Here is a 19698-nt window from a genome sequence, read left to right on the forward strand (position 1 = left end):
TATAACCATGCTCCCTTCAACTCTACTATCTCCTCAATATTTTTCCTATGACACAGCTCCCGAAGAACACTGCAATATCCGCAACTACTATCGTAGATCCAACCGGAGTCGAAAACAGTATCGATATAAGCATCCCAACTACGGCACAGCCAACAGAGATGACCGCGGAACAGATAACCACACCTTTAAAATTCCGAATCATCCGCATCGCCGACAACGCCGGAAATATAACCAGCGCCGATATGAGCAGAGAGCCTACCAGATTCATCGCCAGAACAATGATAATCGCAGTCACCACCGCAATGAGAAGATTATAGCCATCGGCATTTGTCCCTGTCGCTTTTGCAAAGCTTTCATCGAAGGTAACCGTAAATATTTTATTATAGAAGAAACAGAATAAAGCCACCACCAGTATAGACATTATCACACATATCCAGACTTCCCCTTTGGTCAATGTCAATATAGACGTCGACCCGAACAAGGTGCTGCATACATCCCCCGATATATTTGCGGATGTGGAAAAAAGATTCATGATTAAATATCCGATAGCAAGCGAGCCGACAGATAACATCGCTATCGCCGCATCTCCTTTGATTTTCGTATTCTGTCCTGTTCTTAAAAGTAAAACGGCGGTAGCAATTGTAACCGGCATAACAAATATCGTATCGTTTGACAACTTGAAAATCGTCGCGACTGCCATTGCTCCGAACGCCACATGGGATAATCCGTCTCCTATAAAGGAAAATCTTTTCAGGACAAGAGTTACCCCGAGCAGCGAGGAGCATAAAGCGATCAGTGTCCCTACGATCAGCGCATAACGCACAAACGGATAATCCATATAATACTGCAGCTTCAAAATAATATCATTCATCCTCATACCCCCTGTCCGCTTTAGCGGACGTGGAATCAATAGCTGAAAGCGCTTTTCTTTCAACCTCCCCTCCCGCATACTGGAATCCCTTCCATTCATCACTCTTTAAATATTCCTCTTTACTTCCAAAGAACGACCCCTCCCTTTCTACATGCAGGATATGGCTGGCATAACGGATTGCCGCCTGAATATCATGAGATACCATAATAACGGCAATGCCGTCTGAATTCAATTGCTGTATGATGCGGTAAAATTCCGCCGCCATCTTCGGATCCAGTCCGGTAACCGGCTCATCCAACAGCAGCACCTTCGTCGTAGCACATAGCGCACGCGCCAGCAATACACGCTGCTGCTGTCCGCCGGACAAATTACGATAGCATTGCTTTCGAAGTTCCCATACAGCCATACTTTTCATGTGTTCTTCCGCAAGCTGTTTCTGCGCTTTTCCATAAAACGGCCTTATCCCGCATTTGGGCAGAGTACCCGACAAAACAATTTCCCATACAGATGCCGGAAAATCTTTCTGCACCGCTGTCTGCTGCGGGAGATAGCCGATTTCATAGGGCTTTAATCCGTCTCCTATGATGAATTTTCCGCCTAACGGCTCCATTAAATGCAGAAGAGTTTTTATCAGCGTACTTTTTCCGGCTCCGTTTTCTCCCACAATACATAAATAATCTTCTTTATTTACTTCAAATCGAATATTCTTAGCTATTACATTCCCGTCATAGCCGAGCATCAAATCCTCACAGGCGATATAAGCCATAGTATCCTCCTAATTCAAAGCTTGCTTCAATATTTCCAAGTTATCCTTCATCGCAGAAACATACGAAAAACCAGCTTCTATATCTGAATTTGTAACTGACTGCAGGGAATTCATCACCAATATCTTCTGGTCCTTACCTGCCGTGTTGCTCTTAATCGCTTCTGAGATTTTTTCATCGGAATTTTCAATCACGAGGATTGCAGGCAATTTCAATTCGTCTACCTTACCCGCCAGAAAAGCGATCGTTTCAAAGCTGGCTTCTGTCTCCGCACTGCATCCGACAAATGCTGCATAATAATCCAGCCCATAATCATCTACCAGATATCGGAAAGGAAAACGGTCGCCGAACAGCACCGTATTCGTTTTTGCCGAGAGGACAGCTGCTTCGTATTCATCATCCAAAGCTTTCAGTTCTGTTATATAATTGTTACTATTGTTCTTATAAATTTCTGCATTACCGCTGTCAATTTCGGAGAGTGTACCCTCAATTACTTCAACCAGGGCTTGTGTATTTTTAAGCGAAAGCCATACATGTTCATCATATTCAACCTCTTCGGCCTCTTCATGGTCATGTGCATCCTCGCCTTCATCGTCATGTTCGTCCTCGCCTTCGTGCTCATGCTCTTCCTCTTCCATTCCTTCAACAAGTTCCTCTTCTTTTACCTCACTTCCAAGTGCGTCCATCAGGTCGATTACCCGCATATCCTTATTCGTTGCCTCTTTTAAGGCATCCTCTACCCACTCATCCGATTCGCCTCCTACATAAATGAATAAATCACACTCAGCTATCTTAGCGATATCCTCTGCCGTAGGCTGATAGCTGTGCAAGTCCACCCCGTTATCCAGCAAAAGTGTCAGATCAAAATCTTCCGTCTTTTCTCCCATAATCTCCTTTGCCCAGTCATAGGAAGGAAAGGTAGTACATACCACGCTAAGCTTACTTTTTGCTGTTGCCTGGCTCTCGACCGCTTTGTTACCACAGCCTGAAATAAGCCCCATGCTTAGTATAATAGCCAAACTAACCATCAATATTTTATTGTTTTTCATAATAATTACCATGCCTTTCTCAAAGCCTGCAAACTTTGGTCCATATGTGCTCGCACATATTAGGTACAATATTTGCAAGCATAATAAATTATGGTGTGAAAAATCCATTTTTCACACTAACTCCTATCTGTGTGCTTTGGCACACGCTAAAAAATCGATACACAAATAACACCAAGCTATCTTGGTGAGGTTTCTCTTCCTTATGGAGTCAATTCAGTAATTCTACCTTCAGTAAAACAAGGGTGTTTTTTACGCAGACGGACCTTTCTGCAACTGCGTAAATTCGCGTGAATACGCAAAGAACTATCGCAATAAACGATAGGATCGGAAGAATCTTTATGTTTGAAATAAAGTGCACAGCCGCCTCTAACTGTATACATACAGTACAGTCCTTACCGGAACAATTGTGCTGTGTGTTGGAAACAATATATTCATAAGAAAAAATCAGGCAAATCAATAAAGCCAGAGTACAAATTATAGAAAATACTCTATTTCTTGTCTTCATCATTCTGCCTCCATTCCTAAATCAATCGATGGTACATTCGTTACATGATCCTATTAATACTGAACCCGCACATTCCAATTTAAATCCATGATGTTCCAGTAAATGCTCCGTAATCTCACTCATAAAATCACATTCCAAGTGGAGAATCTTACCGCAGCCTCTGCACTGCATATGAATATGTGAAAGACAGTTTGCACGCGGTTCTGCATATTGATACAAGCTGCTCTCATTCTCAGCCGTTTTATATTTCAGCACCATTCCCCTATCGGTCAGCTTATCCAGGTTTCTGTATATAGTAGCCAGATTTACCAATATATCATTCTTCTTCATATAAGAATATATATCAGCAGCACAAAAGCCATGTTCCTTATTATCCTGTAGATACTCCATAATTGCGGTTTTACATTTCGTATTATAATTTTTTTGCATGGCTCTTTACCTCAAAATGCAAATCTTTCGCATTTTAAAATTATATGTTTATTATCTTATTTTGTCAAGCGCTCGCGTAAATGGTTTGCATATTCTGCTGCCGTAAGGCCATAAGCTTAGTATATCAATTTGTGCGCGTATTTGTTGAAGAGGCAAAGCTGCGAGCCTCTAAATATCTGACTCCCAGCTCACTCTAAATATCAGTATGGTAGTAATGAGAGCGGCCATATAATTAGAAAAAAGATTTCCCCAGAATACGGAATAATAGCTTAAATACGATTCTGTGGCGAGTATGAAAATATAGCGCAGCAGCCATATTCTCAAAATACTCATTACAAGAGTAATCTTCGTCTTGCCCAGACCGATGAAGGCTCCCTGCTCCACCATACAGACCCCAAAGCCTATGACAGAATATGTATAGATGTGAAGCGCTTTGTTCGCCACCTCAACCACCTGTGCTTCTCTGGTAAACAATATCGTCAAATACGAAGACAACGGTACGACTACGGCAATAAGCGCAGCCGCAGTTATGGCGCTGACAATACAGCCGATCAGACAGGAATACTTCGCTCTCCTTACCTGCTTTGCTCCTACATTCATGCTTACCATAGTTGTGACTGCCGAGGCGAAGGAAGACGGAAGAATAAAGCAGACTGCGGTAATGTTATTCGCAATCCCCTGCCCGTTCAGCACAATGGAACCGTATTTCTCTACCTCGTTGTTAATCAGAAAGAATCCAAAGTTAAGCATCAGGCTCGAAAGCATGGAAGGAAAGCCAATATAAAGCAGCTTCTTGATGATTCTGTGGTTGAAATGAAATCCCCTCATTTCCAATCTGTCGCCGTTTTTCTTAAGAAACAGTTCATAAAACATCCAGAAGGTGATCAAAACATTAGAAACCAAAGATGCGATCACTGAGCCCACAAGCCCCCAATGCAATACGTAGATAAAGAAAGTGTTGAACACGATCTTGAGAATCAGCATAATAATCATACGTATAAAGGAATCTTCCGGCCTGCCATTGGCATTTTTAATGGCGTTATAGATTGCTTCCAAAAAAGAAAAGGGGATAACGAGCGCATTTAAGGATATGTATACGAATACATCATGTGCAATTTCCTGATTTACATGACCGGACAACCCAAAAGCAACTACTACCAGCAGCGGCGCCAGCACAACTCCCAGTATAAAAGCGAAAATAATCAACTGTATCGTAGTGTTCCTGCTCTCTTTAAAATCGCCTCTGCCGTTGGACTGACCGATAATCGCCATCCCTGCAACGCTGAGTCCCTGCGAAAGAGCCGTAGTCATATTTACCACCGGAGTACAATAGGTTACGGCGCTGGCGGCCGTGGTACCTACCAGATTATTTAAAAACAGCCCGTCAATAACCGGTATCAGCGACTGTACTAAGCCCATCATAAGCGAGGGAAGAGATAACATTAAAATCGTAGAAACTACATTTCCCCTCAATATCAGATCTCTTCGCTGCTCCAAATTTTGACTTGAAAATTTAAACTTCATTGTTTATCACCTGCCAACTCCATAGAAAAAAGCATACCTCTCATCTGAGAAATATGCCTGTTCCTGGATTTCTTAATCCAAGCTCCCGAGGGGATTCGAACCCCTGACCTACGCATTACGAATGCGTCGCTCTACCAGCTGAGCCACGGAAGCAATCCGGTACCTGCGATACCGACAAATGCTATTATAAAGGCTATTTACATTTTTGGCAAGATAAAATTATCCATTTTTGATTCTTTTTGTTTTTACGACTTTTTTCTATTGTTTTTTCAGCTCACTCTTGGAGGTGATTTCCTCCTTCAAATACACGTCCATCTGAGAAGAAGGTATACTGATGCCTGCTTCATCCAGTGCATATTTGACCATTTCCGTTATCCGCCACTTTCCAGGCCAGAAATCGTCCATTGAAAACCAGCATCTTATTCCTACATTTACGCTGGAGTCTCCCAGCTCATCAATATAGACAAAATGCTCTTCCGCTTTTAAGACCGCCTCATCTTCATCCAAAACCTTCTGCAATACCTCTTTCGCCTTTCTAATGTCCGCATCATAGGATATTTTTACAATAATATCCATTCTGCGGTTATCGCATGCAGTTACATTCGTCAGACTGGAATTAGCAAGCGTCCCGTTCGGAAGTACGATCACTTTGTTATCCACAGTGGTGAGTTTCGTATAGAACAATTCTATTTCCTTTACGACGCCCTCATTTCCCTTGGAGTCTTCTTTGATATAGTCTCCCACCTTAAAAGGCTTCAGCAATAAAATAAGCACGCCTCCCACAAAATTGGACAGGCTTCCCTGAATGGCGAGACCGATAGCCACGCCGGCCGAACCTAACAGTGCCAGTATACTCGCTGCATCAAGCCCGAAGCCCGATGCTATGGTTATGACCAGCACAGCGTACAGGGACACCTTTAAGAAGGAATCGATAAACTGGACTACGCCGATATCCACACTCCCCCTCCGCAGCGACTTCTTTATGAGCTTGCGGATCAGCTTAATAAGCTGTATTCCCACAAGCAGAAATACAATGGAGAGAAGCACTCTGGTGCCCAAGTGTAATGCCTTTTCCGGCAGTTCCTGAAGGTATTTCTCAATCAGACCTATGTTGATGGTCTCCTCTGTCGTAAAAGATGTCAAGATCTTCAAATAATCCATATACATATGCATTTCCTACCTATTTCTCTTTCCTGATGTCGTCTCCTCGGAAGCGGCCTGCCCTTTGCCCTCACTAAGAACTCTTTCCGCTTCCAGACGCACTTCTTCCGCCGCTTTCAACATCCTCTTAGCACGCGCCTTGGCTTCCTCGGCCTCCTCTAAGGCCCTTTCGGCCTCCGCCTGCTTTTCCTGACGTTCTTTTTCCAGAGCGGCTATCCTCTCCTGACGCTCCCTTTTAAGGGCCGCCGCTTTTTCCTTACGGATTTTCTCTTCTTTTCTCCTCGTCGCGTCCTTCTTCTCTTCCGGCGTATAAGAAATATAGCTGAACACACTTAATGACAGCTGCGCACTTATTACTTGGATGGAATAGGGTTTGCCGTCGAATTCCTCCTGCTCCGAACAGATTAATCCCTCATTGACCATACCCTCTCCGCCGAAGATCAAATCGTCTGTATTCAATATCTCTTTATATTTCCCTTCAAGGGAAACACCGATAGTAAATTCCTTATGCACATTGGCGAAATTAGCCACCACTACCAAGGTGTCCTCAGGCATATCCGTCTTACGCATGAAGACGAGCATGCAGTCACTCGAGGAAATGCAGTTAATCCATTCGAAACCATCCCATGAAGTATCATACTTGTAGAATGCAGGATAATTTCTATACAGCTCATTTAAGGCCTTTACTAAATTTTGAATACCTTTATGATTATCATACTGCAGCAGCCCCCATTCTACCTCTCGCTTCTCGTTCCATTCATCGAATTCAGCAATATCCTGCCCCATGAACAAAAGCTTTTTACCGGGATGAGCCATCATATAGGCATAGGTCAGCCTCAGGTTGGCAAACTTATCCTTAAGCTCTCCGGGCATTTTTCCTATTATTGTGGCCTTTCCATGCACAACTTCATCATGGGAGAACACAAGCATAAACTTTTCGCTGTAAGCATAAATCATACTGAAGGTGAGTTCATTGTGGTGGTGAACCCTAAAATATGGATCGTAAGCGATATAACCCAGATAGTCGTTCATCCATCCCATATTCCATTTTATGTCGAAGCCAAGTCCATTATCCTCCACCTCACCCGTTACTTTAGGCCACGCGGTGGATTCCTCCGCTATCATCAGCACTCCGTCATCTCTTTTTTTCACGATGGAATTCAAATGCTTTAAAAATTCTATTGCTTCCAGATTCTCGTGTCCTCCGTAAATATTGGGAATCCACTCCCCGTCATTCTTTCCGTAATCCAGATATAGCATGGAAGCCACCGCATCCATCCGGATGCCGTCCGCATGATATCGTTCTATCCAAAACAGGGCATTAGCGATCAGATAATTGGACACCTGCGGCCTGCCATAATTATAGATGAGCGTTCCCCAATGGGGATGGGCTCCTCTTCTTGGGTCCTGATGCTCATAGAGACAGGTACCGTCAAAATTGGAAAGCCCGTGAATATCTCTCGGGAAATGTGCCGGAACCCAATCTAGAATCACGCCGATGCCAGCCTTGTGCATTTCGTTCATAAAATACATAAAGTCCTCATTGTTCCCGTATCTGGCGGTGGGTGAATAATATCCGATCACCTGATACCCCCACGAACCGTCGAGGGGATGTTCCATTACCGGCATGAGCTCGATATGAGTATACCCCATCTGCTTCACGTAATCGATGATAAGAGGCGCCAGCTCCTTATAATTCAGATAGCCCCCTTCCTCTCCTACCCTAAAGGAACCAAGATACAGCTCATAAATGCTGATGGGCTTATCCTGCCCTTGCCTTTCCTTCCTCTCCTCAAGCCACCGGTCGTCCTCCCATTGGAACGTTCCCTTTTCAGAGCCCATGCCCTCCCGGATCACGGACGCCGTATCGGGACGAAGCTGCTGCCCGAAGGCGTAAGGGTCCGCCTTTAAATAAGTCAGGCCACCCTTTATTTTTAATTCATATTTGTAATTCTGCCCTTCTTTCGCGTCGGGAACAAATATTTCAAAAATACCGGAATCTCCAAGCCTTCGCATCTGATGGACTCTTCCGTCCCAATCATTGAAATCTCCCACCGCACTCACTCGCACCGCTCCCGGTGCCCATACGGCAAAATAAACACCATTTATTCCATCTAATCTCTTCGGATGTGCTCCCAGCTTTTCATAAATGGTATAATGAATACCCGCCGCGAATTTATCCATATCCCTTTTTTCTATCTGAGGAGCAAAGTTATAAGCGTCCTTCACCCTCTTTAAATTTCCAGTTTTATCCTCTACGATATATTCATACTGCATGGGTATCTTTCCCGGTATCAGCGCCGCAAAAAAGCCCTCGTCATCGGCCATCTCCATTTCATAGCTCTTCTTATCCTTTTTGTCTTCAAGAAGAACACTCTTTGCCCCGGGAAAAAATGCCTGAACAAGCGTATGATTCCCTACAGCATGTGCTCCCAGAATCTCGTGGGGATTATCCGACTCCGAATAAATTACAGCTTCTATTTTCGGCCAGTTCATTAGCTTATACAGTTTATTGTTCATAGACACCATGCCTCGCTTTCACGTTAATCTTTCTTCCGTCAAATTTTATGAATAAACAGGCCGCTCCTGAGTTTGGGCTCAAACCAGGTGGACTTGGGAGGCATCAGCATGCCCGCGTCGGATACCGCAAACAATTCTCCGATAGAAGTGGGGCACATGGAAAATGCCACCTTCGCATCGGTATGTACTCTTCGCTCCAGTTCCTCCATCCCACGGATCCCCCCTACGAAATCGATTCTTTTATCTGTCTTCGCATCGCCTATTCCCAGCACGGGACACAACAGGCTGTTCTGAATGACAGTAACATCCAAAGCCGCTACCGGGTCTTCACCACTATATGGTTCCTTTGCCTTAAGCTTATACCATACATCTTCCAGATACATGCCGAAAGTCCCCTTTTCTTCAGGCTTATAGGGAGCCTCCCCGCGCTTCTCAATGTGAAAATACTGTCCTGTTTTTTCCAAATATTCTTCGGCACTAAGCCCATTTAAATCCATAACTACGCGGTTATAGTCCATAATCATAAGCTGATCATCGGAAAATAAGACCGAAAGAAAATAATTAAATTCCTCCTCGCCCGAATAATCCGGATTCTCTGCCCTTCTTTTAAGAGAAACCTTTACCGCAGAAGCACAGCGATGATGTCCGTCAGCGATATAAATGCTTTCTACATCTTCGAATGCTCCCCTAATTCTGCCTACTGCTTCCTCATCCTCTATTTTCCACGCCTTATGCGCGATACCATCAACCGCAGTAAAGCTGTAAAGGGGAGCACTCTCCCTCGCTCTTTTTATTTCCTCCCGAATAACGGGATGGGAACGATAAGCCAGGAAGATAGGGCCCGTCTGTGCCTTACACGTATCCACATGGCGGATGCGGTCTATCTCCTTATCCTCTCTCGTATTCTCATGCTTCTTTATCTTATGGGAAAGGTAGTCGTCCACCGACGCGCAAGCCACAATTCCTATCTGCGATCGTCCTTCCATTACCAGCTCATACACATAGTAACAGTCTTTCTCCTCTTCCACAAGCTCGCCATCCTCTACCATCTTCCACAACAAATCATGTGCCTTCTCATAAACACAATCAGCATAAGTATCCACCTCACTGCCAAATTGAGTCTCCGCACGATCCACTCTCAAAAAAGAAAGTGGCTCCCTCTCCACTTCCCGCTTCGCCTCTTCTCTGTTATATACGTCATAGGGAAGAGCCGCTATATGCTCCTCCAGCCCACTTTTCGGCCTTATCGCTTTAAAGGGTTTTATCTCTGCCATTCTTTTATCCTCACAAGTATTGTTTTATATACAATTATTCTAACAAATTAACCTATGCAGCACAAGCATCAAGTGATAAAATAAAAGTCAGTAAAGAGTAAATGGAGGAAATAAAATGACTGTTGAACACATTGACATATGGGAAAGAATCAGCAAATATGCCGAAGAGGTTTTGGGAGATATCGATCCACAGAAGATAAAAATCTCCACTCAGCTAGAGGCTTTAAAGCCGATAATGGAACAAATTGCAAAGGAAAAAAGCATGGCCCTTGAGGACGTATTTATCCTGTATATGGACCTCGCCAGCCAAGCAGGCGTTCAGGCAGAAGCCAATCTTAAATCAGAGCTTGAAGAAGACGGTATGAGTGGTTTTTCCAACGTTGCAAACTCTCTCAAATAACCAGGGCGTTCAGAACGGTGCAATGAGTTTTCAGACATGCCCTAGCTGCAACAAAAAGGATATTTCCGACCCGCTCCCCGTTCAGAGGGCCGCAGGCCAGAAATATCCTTTTCTTTTTATTATTGCCGGAGTTGTATCCGAAAGATGAATAGTAACGTTTATTTAACTACACGCACACGGAATACTCCATCAATTGCCTTCAGTTTATCTACCATCTCCCCGGTCGCAGCATTTTCCAAATCGATCATCGTATACGCAACTTCTCCCTTGGACTTGTTCATCATATCGGTAATATTGATGCCCTCATCCCCAAAACAAGCAGTAAATCTCGTAATCATATTTGCCTTATTCTTATGGAAAATCGCCACACGGCCAGCCTGAGTACATATGCCCATATCACAGTCGGGATAGTTCACGCTGTTTATGACATTACCATTTTCTAAGTAATCCATCATTTCCTTAACCGCCATCTTCGCGCAGTTATCCTCGGATTCCTCCGTAGACGCACCCAGATGAGGAACAACGATACATCCTTCTTGTCCGGCCGTAATCGTATTCGGGAAATCTGTTACGTACCTGCGCACCTTGCCGGACTTTATTCCTTGGATGACATCTGCTTCATTAGCAAGCAGATCTCTCGCAAAATTGAGCAGGACAACTCCGTCCTTCATCTTCGAAATCGCATCCTTATTGAGCATTCCTCTCGTACTCTCCACTAGCGGCACATGTATGGAAATAAAATCGCAGTTTTCATAAATCTCATCCACGTTCAGAACGTGTTTTACATCCCGGCTCAAATTCCATGCCGCATCTACGGATAAATAAGGATCATAGCCGTACACCTCCATGCCCAAATGCCTTGCCACGTTGGCAACCTTGATGCCGATAGCGCCCAGACCGATCAGTCCCAGCCTTTTATCCTGAATTTCAGTACCGGCAAAATTCTTTTTTACTTTTTCCGCCGTTTTTGCGATGTTCTTGTCATCTTTATTGGCTTCCACCCAGTTGATGCCTGCTACGATATCGCGGGAAGCCAAAAGCATGCCTGCTATTACCAACTCTTTTACACCGTTGGCATTGGCACCCGGCGTATTAAATACGACAATACCCTTTTCCGCACATTTATCTAATGGAATATTGTTCACTCCCGCACCTGCTCTCGCCACCGCCAACAGCTTATCGGGCAGTTCCATATCATGCATGGCAGCACTGCGGACCAAGATTCCGTCGGCCTCGTTTACATTTTCCGTTTTTTCATAATTCCCCGTAAATTTGTTCAATCCGATATCTGCAATCGGATTCAGGCAATGATATTTAAACATCTCTACATCCTTCCTCTCATCCTCGTTTTATCGATACGTCGCTACACTTCCGGCGTTATCGAGCATTTTTTTCTTCGAAGGCTTTCATAAACTCCACAAGCTTTTCCACGCCTTCGATAGGCATAGCATTGTAAATGCTGGCGCGCATACCGCCCACACTTCTATGTCCCTTTAAGTTCTCGAATCCGGCTTCCTTAGATTCTTTTATAAATTTAGCGTCAAGCTCCTCGTTCCCGGTCACAAAAGGAACATTCATCAGTGAACGGTCTTCCTTTCTCACGGTTCCTTTGAACAATTTGCTTTCATCGAGGAAATCGTAAAGAACCTTCGCCTTCTTTTCGTTATATTCCTTCATCGCACTCAAGCCGCCCTGCTTTTTCAGCCACTTAAACACTTTTCCGCAAATATAGATGCCATATGCCGGAGGAGTATTGTAAAGGGAGCCTTCGTCCGCATGAATCTTGTATTTTAACATGGTAGGCGTACCGGGTAAGCAGTCCTCCGTAATCAAATCTTCTCTGATGATCACGATGACAACTCCCGCAGGTCCTACATTCTTCTGTACTCCGCCGTAAATCACACCATATTTTGTCACATCCACAGGCTCGGACAAAAAGCAAGAGGATACGTCGGCCACTAGCGTATGCCCTTTTGTATTGGGAAGAGTCTTGAATTTCGTTCCGTAGATAGTGTTATTCTCGCATATGTATACATAATCTACATCCTCGGGTATGTCCAGATCGGAACAATCGGGAATATAGGAAAACATCTTGTCTGCGGAAGAAGCTACTTCTATCGCTTCTCCGTATATCTTGCCTTCCTGATAAGCCTTCTTCGCCCACTGTCCCGTAAGAATATATGCCGCTTTCCTATTCTTCATCAGGTTCATGGGAATCATGGCAAACTGCTGGCTCGCACCGCCCTGCAAAAATAATACCTTATAATTATCCGGTATATTCATAAGCTCGCGCAGATCTGCCTCCGCCTCCTTGATAATCGTATCATAGGGCTTGGAACGGTGACTCATCTCCATCACGGACATTCCTGTTCCTCTGTAATCTAACATTTCATCTGCAGCCTCTTTTAATACTTCTTCAGGTAGCACTGCCGGACCTGCTGAAAAATTATAAACTCTGGACACTTCTCCATCCTCCTATTTTATACATAAAAATCATTATAACTGCTCAGTGCCTTCACATCCACCGCTTCGCGATGCACACAAAATGTGTGTAAATCCACATTCTGGCGCTGAATAACTTAAGGCTGAACAGTCACAAATCATTTTACATTTATTGCCTATATTCGTCAACCGCAAGTTAGATCATATTTGCATATTTATGCAAGTTTATATAAGCGACGATTCTTGTAAAATTAATAGAACATGACTACGGGCGTTCCTACCTCCGCCGTTTCATACAGCTCACTCATTTTGTCATATGGGGTATTGATGCAGCCATGGGAACCGTTCGTTTGATAGATTTCCCCGCCGTATTCGCTTCTCCACGACGCATCGTGTATTCCGATGTTCCCCTTTACGGGCATCCAGAAGTTCACATGAGCTGCATATCCCGGTCCCCGTAAGGTGCGGTTTTCCTGTTTCGCATATACGTAGTTCACTCCTGATGGCGTTCCCATCCTTCTTCCTGTATTGCCGGTGACCACTGCCGTCTCTATTTCCAGTCTGCCCTCTTTATAATAATACATCATCTGCTTCGTCATATCTATCTCAATATAGGTCGTGCCAATGTCGTCTTTCCCCTGCTGCCATGCCTTCTGCACATACTGAGGTGTATGTATCTCACTCGATTTATCCCGGAAAGCCTTTTTTAGATATTCCTTCTCCGCCCTCCGGTCTAATTTATTGCCATAGATGCCGCCCTCCACCGTTACGGTCTCTCCTCTGGTCGCTTTGAAGTGCCTGATTCCTCCTACCGTATCATATTCATCCGCAAGGCGCTCAACAAATTCCTCTATCCTGGCATCGTCAGCTTCCAAATTGCCCTCATCGTTCAGAAAAAAGCTTCCGTCCTCTTTTGCCGCAATCCAGTCACAGACTACAGATGCATCTATCGGTACCTGCTCATCTCCGAACTTATATATGATGAGACAGGACTGAAACTCCTTTATCTTCTCCCATAAAGAGAGGTTCTCGCTCATCTGCTGCGTAAGAGGTAAGTCCTCATAACAACCCTGCTCTTCCAGATATACTTCCTGTGAAAAGCTGTTAAGAGCTGTTTCTATGACCTCCTTGGCCTTTTGCTTATTCAGCACTCCGGCCCGTTCATCGACCAGTTCATAACCCTGATAGGTCTTAATGATATAAACATCCCTATTCACCTTCTCCGTTTCGTCAGCGAAAATAGAGATACGAAGAAGCGTCTTTTCCAACTGTTCCGGATCATAAGAAATAACGGGGATCAGCGTACGCTCCTTGGATACCAGGAGGTTATCGATCCAAAGGTAAGGGTTTTGCTTGTTCAGGTAAGTCCGCAGTGCCTCCTCGAAGTCAAAGGCAAAGCCGATGTCCTTCGCAGAAATTTCATAGGAATACCCCTCCTTGTCAAAAATATGCAAACCCTCATAGGAACAGCTTTTTAACAGTTCCTCGTTCACTTCTTCCACCGTTTTTCCGGTACAGTAGATACCGTTAATCCACGTACCGTAGCTGAAGCCGCCTTTATAATATTCCGCCAGGCCCACATAAGAAGCCAGAAGCAGAAAAATAACGGTCAGCAGTGCGGCTGTGATTCCCCTTGCCGCCTTCTTATTCGCACCAGATTTCCTCATTTCGATTTTGCCAAGTCCTTCTCATCAAACACTTCGTCGATAGCAGAGCCTGCCGGAACCATGGGGAATACCTTATCATCCTCTTGGATAATACACTCGATGAGTACCGGCTTCTTAAGGGAAATCGCCTTTTCGATTGCCGGTCCAACTTCCTCCTTGCTGGTTACACGAATCGCTTCGCAGCCCAGTCCTCTCGCTACCATACAGAAGTCCACCTTATCTTTCAGAACGGTTTGGGAATAACGTCCCTCGTAAAACAAAGTCTGCCACTGACGAACCATACCCAGAACATGATTGTTGATCACGATCTGGATAATAGGAATGTCGTATCGGCTGGCCGTAGCCAGTTCATTCATGTTCATGCGAAAGCATCCGTCTCCTGCAATGTTCACACAAATCTTATCCGGCATTCCCACCTTCGCACCGATACATGCTCCGAGGCCGTAGCCCATCGTTCCCAATCCTCCAGAGCTTATGAAAGTACGCGGCCTGGTGTACTTATAATACTGAGATGCCCACATCTGATGCTGTCCTACATCCGTACTGATAATCGCATCTCCTTTTGTAATACGGTCCAGCTCCTCCATGACGAAGGGGCAGGACAAACCTTCCTTATTATAATTCAATGGATATTTTTCTTTTAGATCCTTTATATAAGCAACCCACTCCATGTGTTCCATCTGAGGCATCTGCTTATTAACAATGGAAAGCACTTCTTTTAAATCACCTACGATGGAGGCCTCCGTCTTGATATTCTTATTGATTTCCGCCGCATCGATATCTATCTGCACAATCTTTGCATTGCTTGCGAACTTCTTCGGATCACCTACCACCCGGTCTGAAAATCTCGCACCCAGAGCTACCAGTAAATCGCAGCTGCTGACTCCCAGATTCGAGGTCTTCGTTCCATGCATTCCTATCATTCCGGTATAAAGAGGGTCATTTCCATCAAAAGCCCCCTTGCCCATAAGGGTGTCGCAAACCGGCGCATCCAGCTTCTTCGCAAATTCCATTACCTCCGGAAAAGCATCTGAAATAATCGTTCCGCCGCCTACATATATATATGGCTTTTTCGCTTCCTTTATGAGCTGTAATACCCTCTCAATATCCTCCTGCGTGTAGCTTTTAGGAAGCTGTTCAGGTTCCGGTACTGCCGGCTCATATTCCCCGAGCATCGCGGTCACATCTTTCGTAATGTCTACCAATACCGGTCCCGGCCTGCCGCTTTTCGCAATGCGGAACGCCTTGCGCAGCGTATCCGCCAATATAGTTATATCCTTCACAATATAGCCGTGCTTCGTAATCGGCATCGTCACGCCCGCGATATCCACTTCCTGAAAGGAATCCTTTCCGAGACAGGGAAGCGTCACGTTACATGTAATAGCCACCATAGGCACGGAATCCATCTGTGCCGTCGCAATTCCCGTTACCAGATTGGTAGCGCCCGGACCGCTGGTAGCCAGACATACGCCTGTCTTTCCGGTGGCTCTTGCATAGCCGTCCGCCGCATGTGCCGCCCCCTGCTCGTGAGAGGTCAAAATATGTCTGATTTCATTACTATGCTTGTATAACGCGTCATATACATTCAAAATAGTCCCGCCCGGATAACCGAAAACGGTATCTACTCCTTGTTCCTTCAAACATTCTACTACGATTTCCGCACCTGTAAGCTGCATTTGTCTCTCCTCCATATGACCGGATTCTATTTTCTTGGGATCTCCAAAATTGCGCCTCTATTGCCGCTGGTTACCATTTCCCTGTAACGCGCCAGATATCCCGTTGTTATCTTAGGTTCTCTCGGCTGCCAAAGGGCTTTTCTTCCCGCAAGCTCCTCGTCGGAAACTTTCATATCTATCGTATTAGCCGGTATATTGATACTGATGATATCACCTTCCCTGACAAGCGCAATAGGTCCTCCTACCGCTGCCTCCGGAGATACATGGCCAATGGAAGCGCCTCTGGACGCTCCTGAAAAACGGCCGTCCGTGATGAGCGCCACGCTGGAGCCCAGTCCCATACCTGCGATTGCAGAGGTGGGATTTAACATCTCGCGCATCCCCGGTCCTCCCTTAGGGCCTTCATAGCGGATAACTACAACATCGCCTGCGACGATTTTGCCTCCTTTGATCGCATCAATAGCGTCTTCTTCGCAGTCGAATACTCTGGCAGGGCCTTCGTGCACCATCATTTCCGCCACTACTGCCGAACGCTTCACCACACAGGAATCCGGCGCCAGATTTCCTTTGAGCACAGCGATGCCGCCGGTCTTGCTGTAAGGGTTATCGATGGGGCGAATAACCTCAGGATCCTTATTGATACATCCTGTGATATTTTCACCTACAGTCTTTCCGGTAGCCGTGATCAAATCCGTATATAAAAGGTTCTTCTTATTAAGTTCGTTCATCACCGCATAAACGCCGCCTGCCTCGTTCAAGTCCTCCATGTAGGTAGGGCCTGCCGGAGCAAGATGACAAAGATTCGGCGTCTCTTCCGAAAGCTTATTGGCGATATCCACATTCAGATCTACTCCAGCTTCATGCGCGATTGCGGGTAAATGCAGCATAGAGTTGGTGGAACAGCCAAGTGCCATGTCCATGCGAAGCGCATTGGTAAAAGCTTTCTCCGTCATGATGTCGCGGGGCTTGATATCCCTTTCTACAAGCTCCATGATCTTCATGCCGGCATGCTTCGCCAGACGGATCCTCTCGGAATAAACGGCCGGAATCGTACCGTTGCCTTTCAGTCCCATGCCCAGCACTTCGGTCAGACAATTCATGGAATTGGCCGTATACATGCCGGAGCAGGAGCCGCAGGTAGGGCAAACCTTCTCCTCGAATTCGCAAAGTTCTTCCATCGACATCGTTCCTGCCGCAACGCTTCCTACTGCTTCGAACATAGCGGAAAGGCTCTTTTTTTCTCCCTTTACCCGTCCTGCCAGCATCGGTCCGCCGGAAACGAATACTGTAGGGATATTGATTCTTGCCGCCGCCATCAAAAGGCCGGGAACATTCTTGTCACAGTTGGGTACCATAACCAGCCCGTCAAAGCCGTGAGCCATCGCTACGGCCTCGGTGCTGTCCGCTATCAGGTCTCTCGTAACAAGGGAATATTTCATGCCGATGTGCCCCATAGCAATGCCGTCGCAAACTGCGATTGCCGGAAATACCACCGGCATTCCTCCCGCCATCGCCACTCCCATCTTAACAGCCTCCACTATTTTATCCAGATTCATATGTCCCGGAACGATTTCATTATAAGAGCTTACAATACCGATCATCGGACGTCTTCTTTCCTCCTCGGTATAGCCGAGTGCATTGAACAAACTTCTGTGCGGTGCCTGCTGGGTACCCGCCTTAACGGAATCACTTCTCATATTCGTCTCTCCTGTCTTAATTTCTATTATTTCAATATTATTATAATCATCGTCTATATATCTTTAGCCAATTCTTTCCACCAGCAGATTACCCATCTGCGTGCACGATACTTTTTTACAGCCCTCCGACATAATATCTGCCGTGCGGTATCCTTCTTTCAACACATGCTTCACCGCCGCTTCTACGGCATCTGCTTCTTTATCCAGGTCGAAGGTAAATCGGAGCATCATTGCCGCCGACAAGACGGTAGCGATAGGATTCGCGATGTCTTTTCCCGCAATATCCGGGGCAGAACCATGACTGGGCTCATAGAGACCGAATTTCGTATCATTCAGGGACGCCGACGCCAGCATGCCGATAGAGCCGGTTACCATGCTTGCCTCGTCCGAAAGAATATCACCGAACATGTTCTCCGTAAGTATTACATCGAATTGTGCCGGATCCTTTACAAGCTGCATCGCACAGTTGTCCACCAGCATATGCTCCAAGGTCACGTCCGGATAGTTCTTAGCAACCTCCTCCACCACACTTCTCCAAAGTCTGGAGGAATCCAGCACGTTAGCCTTATCCACGCTGGTTACCTTTTTACTCCTTTTCTTCGCGATATCGAAGCCCTTAATCGCAATGCGGCGTATTTCATTCTCATCATAGACAAGAGTATCTGTCGCTTTTCGAATCCCGTTTTCTTCTATAGTCTTTCTATCTCCGAAGTAAAGGCCTCCGGTAAGTTCTCTCATAATCAACATATCAAAGCCCTGTGCACTGATTTCTTCCCTAAGGGGACATGCCTTCGCGAGCTCTTCATATAAAATGGCCGGTCTTAAATTGGCGAAAAGATTAAGTGCCTTCCGAATGGCAAGAAGTCCGGCTTCCGGCCGCAGATTAGGCGGCAGTTTATACCAGGGGGATGTCGTCGTATCGCCGCCTATGGAACCCATAAGCACCGCATCGGCAGCCTTCGCTGTTTCCACAGCTTCCTCCGTAAGCGGAATACCGTGCACATCTATGGAAGCCCCTCCCATCAATATATCCGTATATTGTATTCGATGCCCGTAACTCTTCGCGACGCTGTCGAGCACTTTCCTTGCTTCTCTTACGATTTCCGGTCCAATACCATCGCCGGGAATACATGTAATCTTCAATTCCATACCAATTCCACTCCCTTGATTTCATTCTTTGCCGTAGTACAGTACAAAAGCCTACTCACTTCATAATATATTAAAATATAGCAAATTTCAACCCCGTTATAAAATATAGGAAAATCCGCCGGTACATTTTAGAAAAAAACGAAGAGATTATTATGATCTCTTCGTTTTTTATTAAAATATATCATCCATCCTTTACTTAAAAACAGGTGCTTTTACGCCTCCGGTTTTTCCACCGCGGAAATCGCAGATTTCTGCATCGGTATACGGCAATTTTTGTTATTTCCGAATTCTACGATAACCGTATCTTCCGTAATGTCAATCACTATACCATAAAAACCGCTGTTGGTCAGTATGCTATCGCCTATCTCAAGAGAAGACAGCATCGCGGACATTTTCTTCTGCTCCTTCTTCTGGGGACGAAGCATGAAAAAATAAATGAAACCAACAATCAATACGATATAAACAACCATAATCATACCGGCTCCCGTACCGCCTGCCGCATCTGTTAACAAAATACCCATTCGTAATTCCTCCTAATATCTCTTCTTTCATCGTTTACTACAAAGTATC

Annotated in this window: 16 protein-coding genes and 1 tRNA gene; 1 reads left to right on the forward strand and 16 read right to left on the reverse strand. The window is 45.3% G+C overall.

Translation table 11 applies throughout. From position 1 onward, the window contains the following. Positions 1-25 precede the first annotated feature (25 nt). From V6984_RS13290 to V6984_RS13330, 9 genes are all read right to left on the reverse strand, one after another. Positions 26-871 (reverse strand): metal ABC transporter permease, encoded by an 846-nt coding sequence (locus V6984_RS13290; protein ID WP_342756104.1) that lies wholly within the window; start codon positions 869-871, stop codon positions 26-28. Further along, positions 864-1637: a metal ABC transporter ATP-binding protein gene (locus tag V6984_RS13295; protein ID WP_342756105.1), complete on the reverse strand. Its 774-nt coding sequence runs from the start codon at positions 1635-1637 to the stop codon at positions 864-866. Before V6984_RS13295 ends, V6984_RS13290 begins: the two co-directional genes overlap by 8 nt. A gap of 9 nt (positions 1638-1646) precedes the next feature. Beyond that, positions 1647-2684, reverse strand: coding sequence for a metal ABC transporter substrate-binding protein (locus V6984_RS13300; protein WP_342756106.1), 1038 nt, complete (start codon positions 2682-2684; stop codon positions 1647-1649). 526 nt (positions 2685-3210) lie between these two features. Further along, entirely contained in the window at positions 3211-3579 is a 369-nt protein-coding gene (locus V6984_RS13305) for a Fur family transcriptional regulator (protein ID WP_342756107.1), read from the reverse strand. Between the two features lie 207 nt (positions 3580-3786). After that, a complete protein-coding gene (locus tag V6984_RS13310) occupies positions 3787-5142 on the reverse strand; it encodes an MATE family efflux transporter (RefSeq protein ID WP_342756108.1) in 1356 nt (451 codons plus the stop codon). An 80-nt stretch (positions 5143-5222) separates the two neighbouring features. Further along, positions 5223-5295 (reverse strand) — tRNA-Thr (locus V6984_RS13315). A gap of 105 nt (positions 5296-5400) precedes the next feature. Then, positions 5401-6303 (reverse strand): mechanosensitive ion channel family protein, encoded by a 903-nt coding sequence (locus tag V6984_RS13320; protein ID WP_342756109.1) that lies wholly within the window; start codon positions 6301-6303, stop codon positions 5401-5403. Between the two features lie 15 nt (positions 6304-6318). Continuing rightward, positions 6319-8823, reverse strand: a complete 2505-nt coding sequence (glgB, locus tag V6984_RS13325; RefSeq protein WP_342756110.1) for a 1,4-alpha-glucan branching protein GlgB — start codon at positions 8821-8823, stop codon at positions 6319-6321. A 38-nt stretch (positions 8824-8861) separates the two neighbouring features. Then, a complete protein-coding gene (locus tag V6984_RS13330; RefSeq protein ID WP_342756111.1) occupies positions 8862-10097 on the reverse strand; it encodes a DUF1015 domain-containing protein in 1236 nt (411 codons plus the stop codon). Between the two features lie 115 nt (positions 10098-10212). Between V6984_RS13330 and V6984_RS13335 the strand changes: the two genes are divergently transcribed. Next, on the forward strand, positions 10213-10497 hold the full coding sequence (locus tag V6984_RS13335) for a hypothetical protein (RefSeq protein WP_342756112.1): 285 nt from the start codon (positions 10213-10215) through the stop codon (positions 10495-10497). A 158-nt stretch (positions 10498-10655) separates the two neighbouring features. Here V6984_RS13335 and V6984_RS13340 read toward each other — a convergent pair whose 3' ends face one another. From V6984_RS13340 to yajC, 7 genes are all read right to left on the reverse strand, one after another. Next, positions 10656-11819 carry a phosphoglycerate dehydrogenase gene (locus V6984_RS13340; protein WP_342756113.1) on the reverse strand — a complete coding sequence of 388 codons (1164 nt, stop codon included), beginning with the start codon at positions 11817-11819 and terminating at the stop codon, positions 10656-10658. A gap of 55 nt (positions 11820-11874) precedes the next feature. Beyond that, positions 11875-12960 (reverse strand): 3-phosphoserine/phosphohydroxythreonine transaminase, encoded by a 1086-nt coding sequence (gene serC / locus V6984_RS13345; protein ID WP_342756114.1) that lies wholly within the window; start codon positions 12958-12960, stop codon positions 11875-11877. A 230-nt stretch (positions 12961-13190) separates the two neighbouring features. Continuing rightward, positions 13191-14606: a L,D-transpeptidase family protein gene (locus V6984_RS13350; protein WP_342756115.1), complete on the reverse strand. Its 1416-nt coding sequence runs from the start codon at positions 14604-14606 to the stop codon at positions 13191-13193. Then, positions 14603-16282, reverse strand: coding sequence for a biosynthetic-type acetolactate synthase large subunit (ilvB, locus tag V6984_RS13355; RefSeq protein ID WP_342756116.1), 1680 nt, complete (start codon positions 16280-16282; stop codon positions 14603-14605). Before ilvB ends, V6984_RS13350 begins: the two co-directional genes overlap by 4 nt. A gap of 26 nt (positions 16283-16308) precedes the next feature. After that, the gene (gene ilvD, locus V6984_RS13360; protein WP_342756117.1) at positions 16309-17979 is read right to left on the reverse strand and encodes a dihydroxy-acid dehydratase; all 1671 of its coding nucleotides are present in this window, start codon (positions 17977-17979) and stop codon (positions 16309-16311) included. A gap of 63 nt (positions 17980-18042) precedes the next feature. After that, positions 18043-19128, reverse strand: a complete 1086-nt coding sequence (leuB, locus tag V6984_RS13365) for a 3-isopropylmalate dehydrogenase (RefSeq protein WP_342756118.1) — start codon at positions 19126-19128, stop codon at positions 18043-18045. A 212-nt stretch (positions 19129-19340) separates the two neighbouring features. Continuing rightward, on the reverse strand, positions 19341-19649 hold the full coding sequence (gene yajC, locus V6984_RS13370) for a preprotein translocase subunit YajC (protein ID WP_342756119.1): 309 nt from the start codon (positions 19647-19649) through the stop codon (positions 19341-19343). Between the last annotated feature and the right edge of the window lie 49 nt (positions 19650-19698).

The organism is Kineothrix sp. IPX-CK (assembly GCF_039134705.1).
GTDB lineage: Bacteria > Bacillota > Clostridia > Lachnospirales > Lachnospiraceae > Kineothrix > Kineothrix sedimenti.

Coding starts and splice junctions, on each gene's coding strand:
- V6984_RS13290 (WP_342756104.1), bottom strand. CDS start 871: ATGAATGATATTATTTTGAAGCTGCAGTATTATATGGATTATCCGTTT.
- V6984_RS13295 (WP_342756105.1), bottom strand. CDS start 1,637: ATGGCTTATATCGCCTGTGAGGATTTGATGCTCGGCTATGACGGGAAT.
- V6984_RS13300 (WP_342756106.1), bottom strand. CDS start 2,684: ATGAAAAACAATAAAATATTGATGGTTAGTTTGGCTATTATACTAAGC.
- V6984_RS13305 (WP_342756107.1), bottom strand. CDS start 3,579: ATGGAGTATCTACAGGATAATAAGGAACATGGCTTTTGTGCTGCTGAT.
- V6984_RS13310 (WP_342756108.1), bottom strand. CDS start 5,142: ATGAAGTTTAAATTTTCAAGTCAAAATTTGGAGCAGCGAAGAGATCTG.
- V6984_RS13320 (WP_342756109.1), bottom strand. CDS start 6,303: ATGGATTATTTGAAGATCTTGACATCTTTTACGACAGAGGAGACCATC.
- glgB (WP_342756110.1), bottom strand. CDS start 8,823: ATGAACAATAAACTGTATAAGCTAATGAACTGGCCGAAAATAGAAGCT.
- V6984_RS13330 (WP_342756111.1), bottom strand. CDS start 10,097: ATGGCAGAGATAAAACCCTTTAAAGCGATAAGGCCGAAAAGTGGGCTG.
- V6984_RS13335 (WP_342756112.1), top strand. CDS start 10,213: ATGACTGTTGAACACATTGACATATGGGAAAGAATCAGCAAATATGCC.
- V6984_RS13340 (WP_342756113.1), bottom strand. CDS start 11,819: ATGTTTAAATATCATTGCCTGAATCCGATTGCAGATATCGGATTGAAC.
- V6984_RS13350 (WP_342756115.1), bottom strand. CDS start 14,606: ATGAGGAAATCTGGTGCGAATAAGAAGGCGGCAAGGGGAATCACAGCC.
- ilvB (WP_342756116.1), bottom strand. CDS start 16,282: ATGCAGCTTACAGGTGCGGAAATCGTAGTAGAATGTTTGAAGGAACAA.
- ilvD (WP_342756117.1), bottom strand. CDS start 17,979: ATGAGAAGTGATTCCGTTAAGGCGGGTACCCAGCAGGCACCGCACAGA.
- leuB (WP_342756118.1), bottom strand. CDS start 19,128: ATGGAATTGAAGATTACATGTATTCCCGGCGATGGTATTGGACCGGAA.
- yajC (WP_342756119.1), bottom strand. CDS start 19,649: ATGGGTATTTTGTTAACAGATGCGGCAGGCGGTACGGGAGCCGGTATG.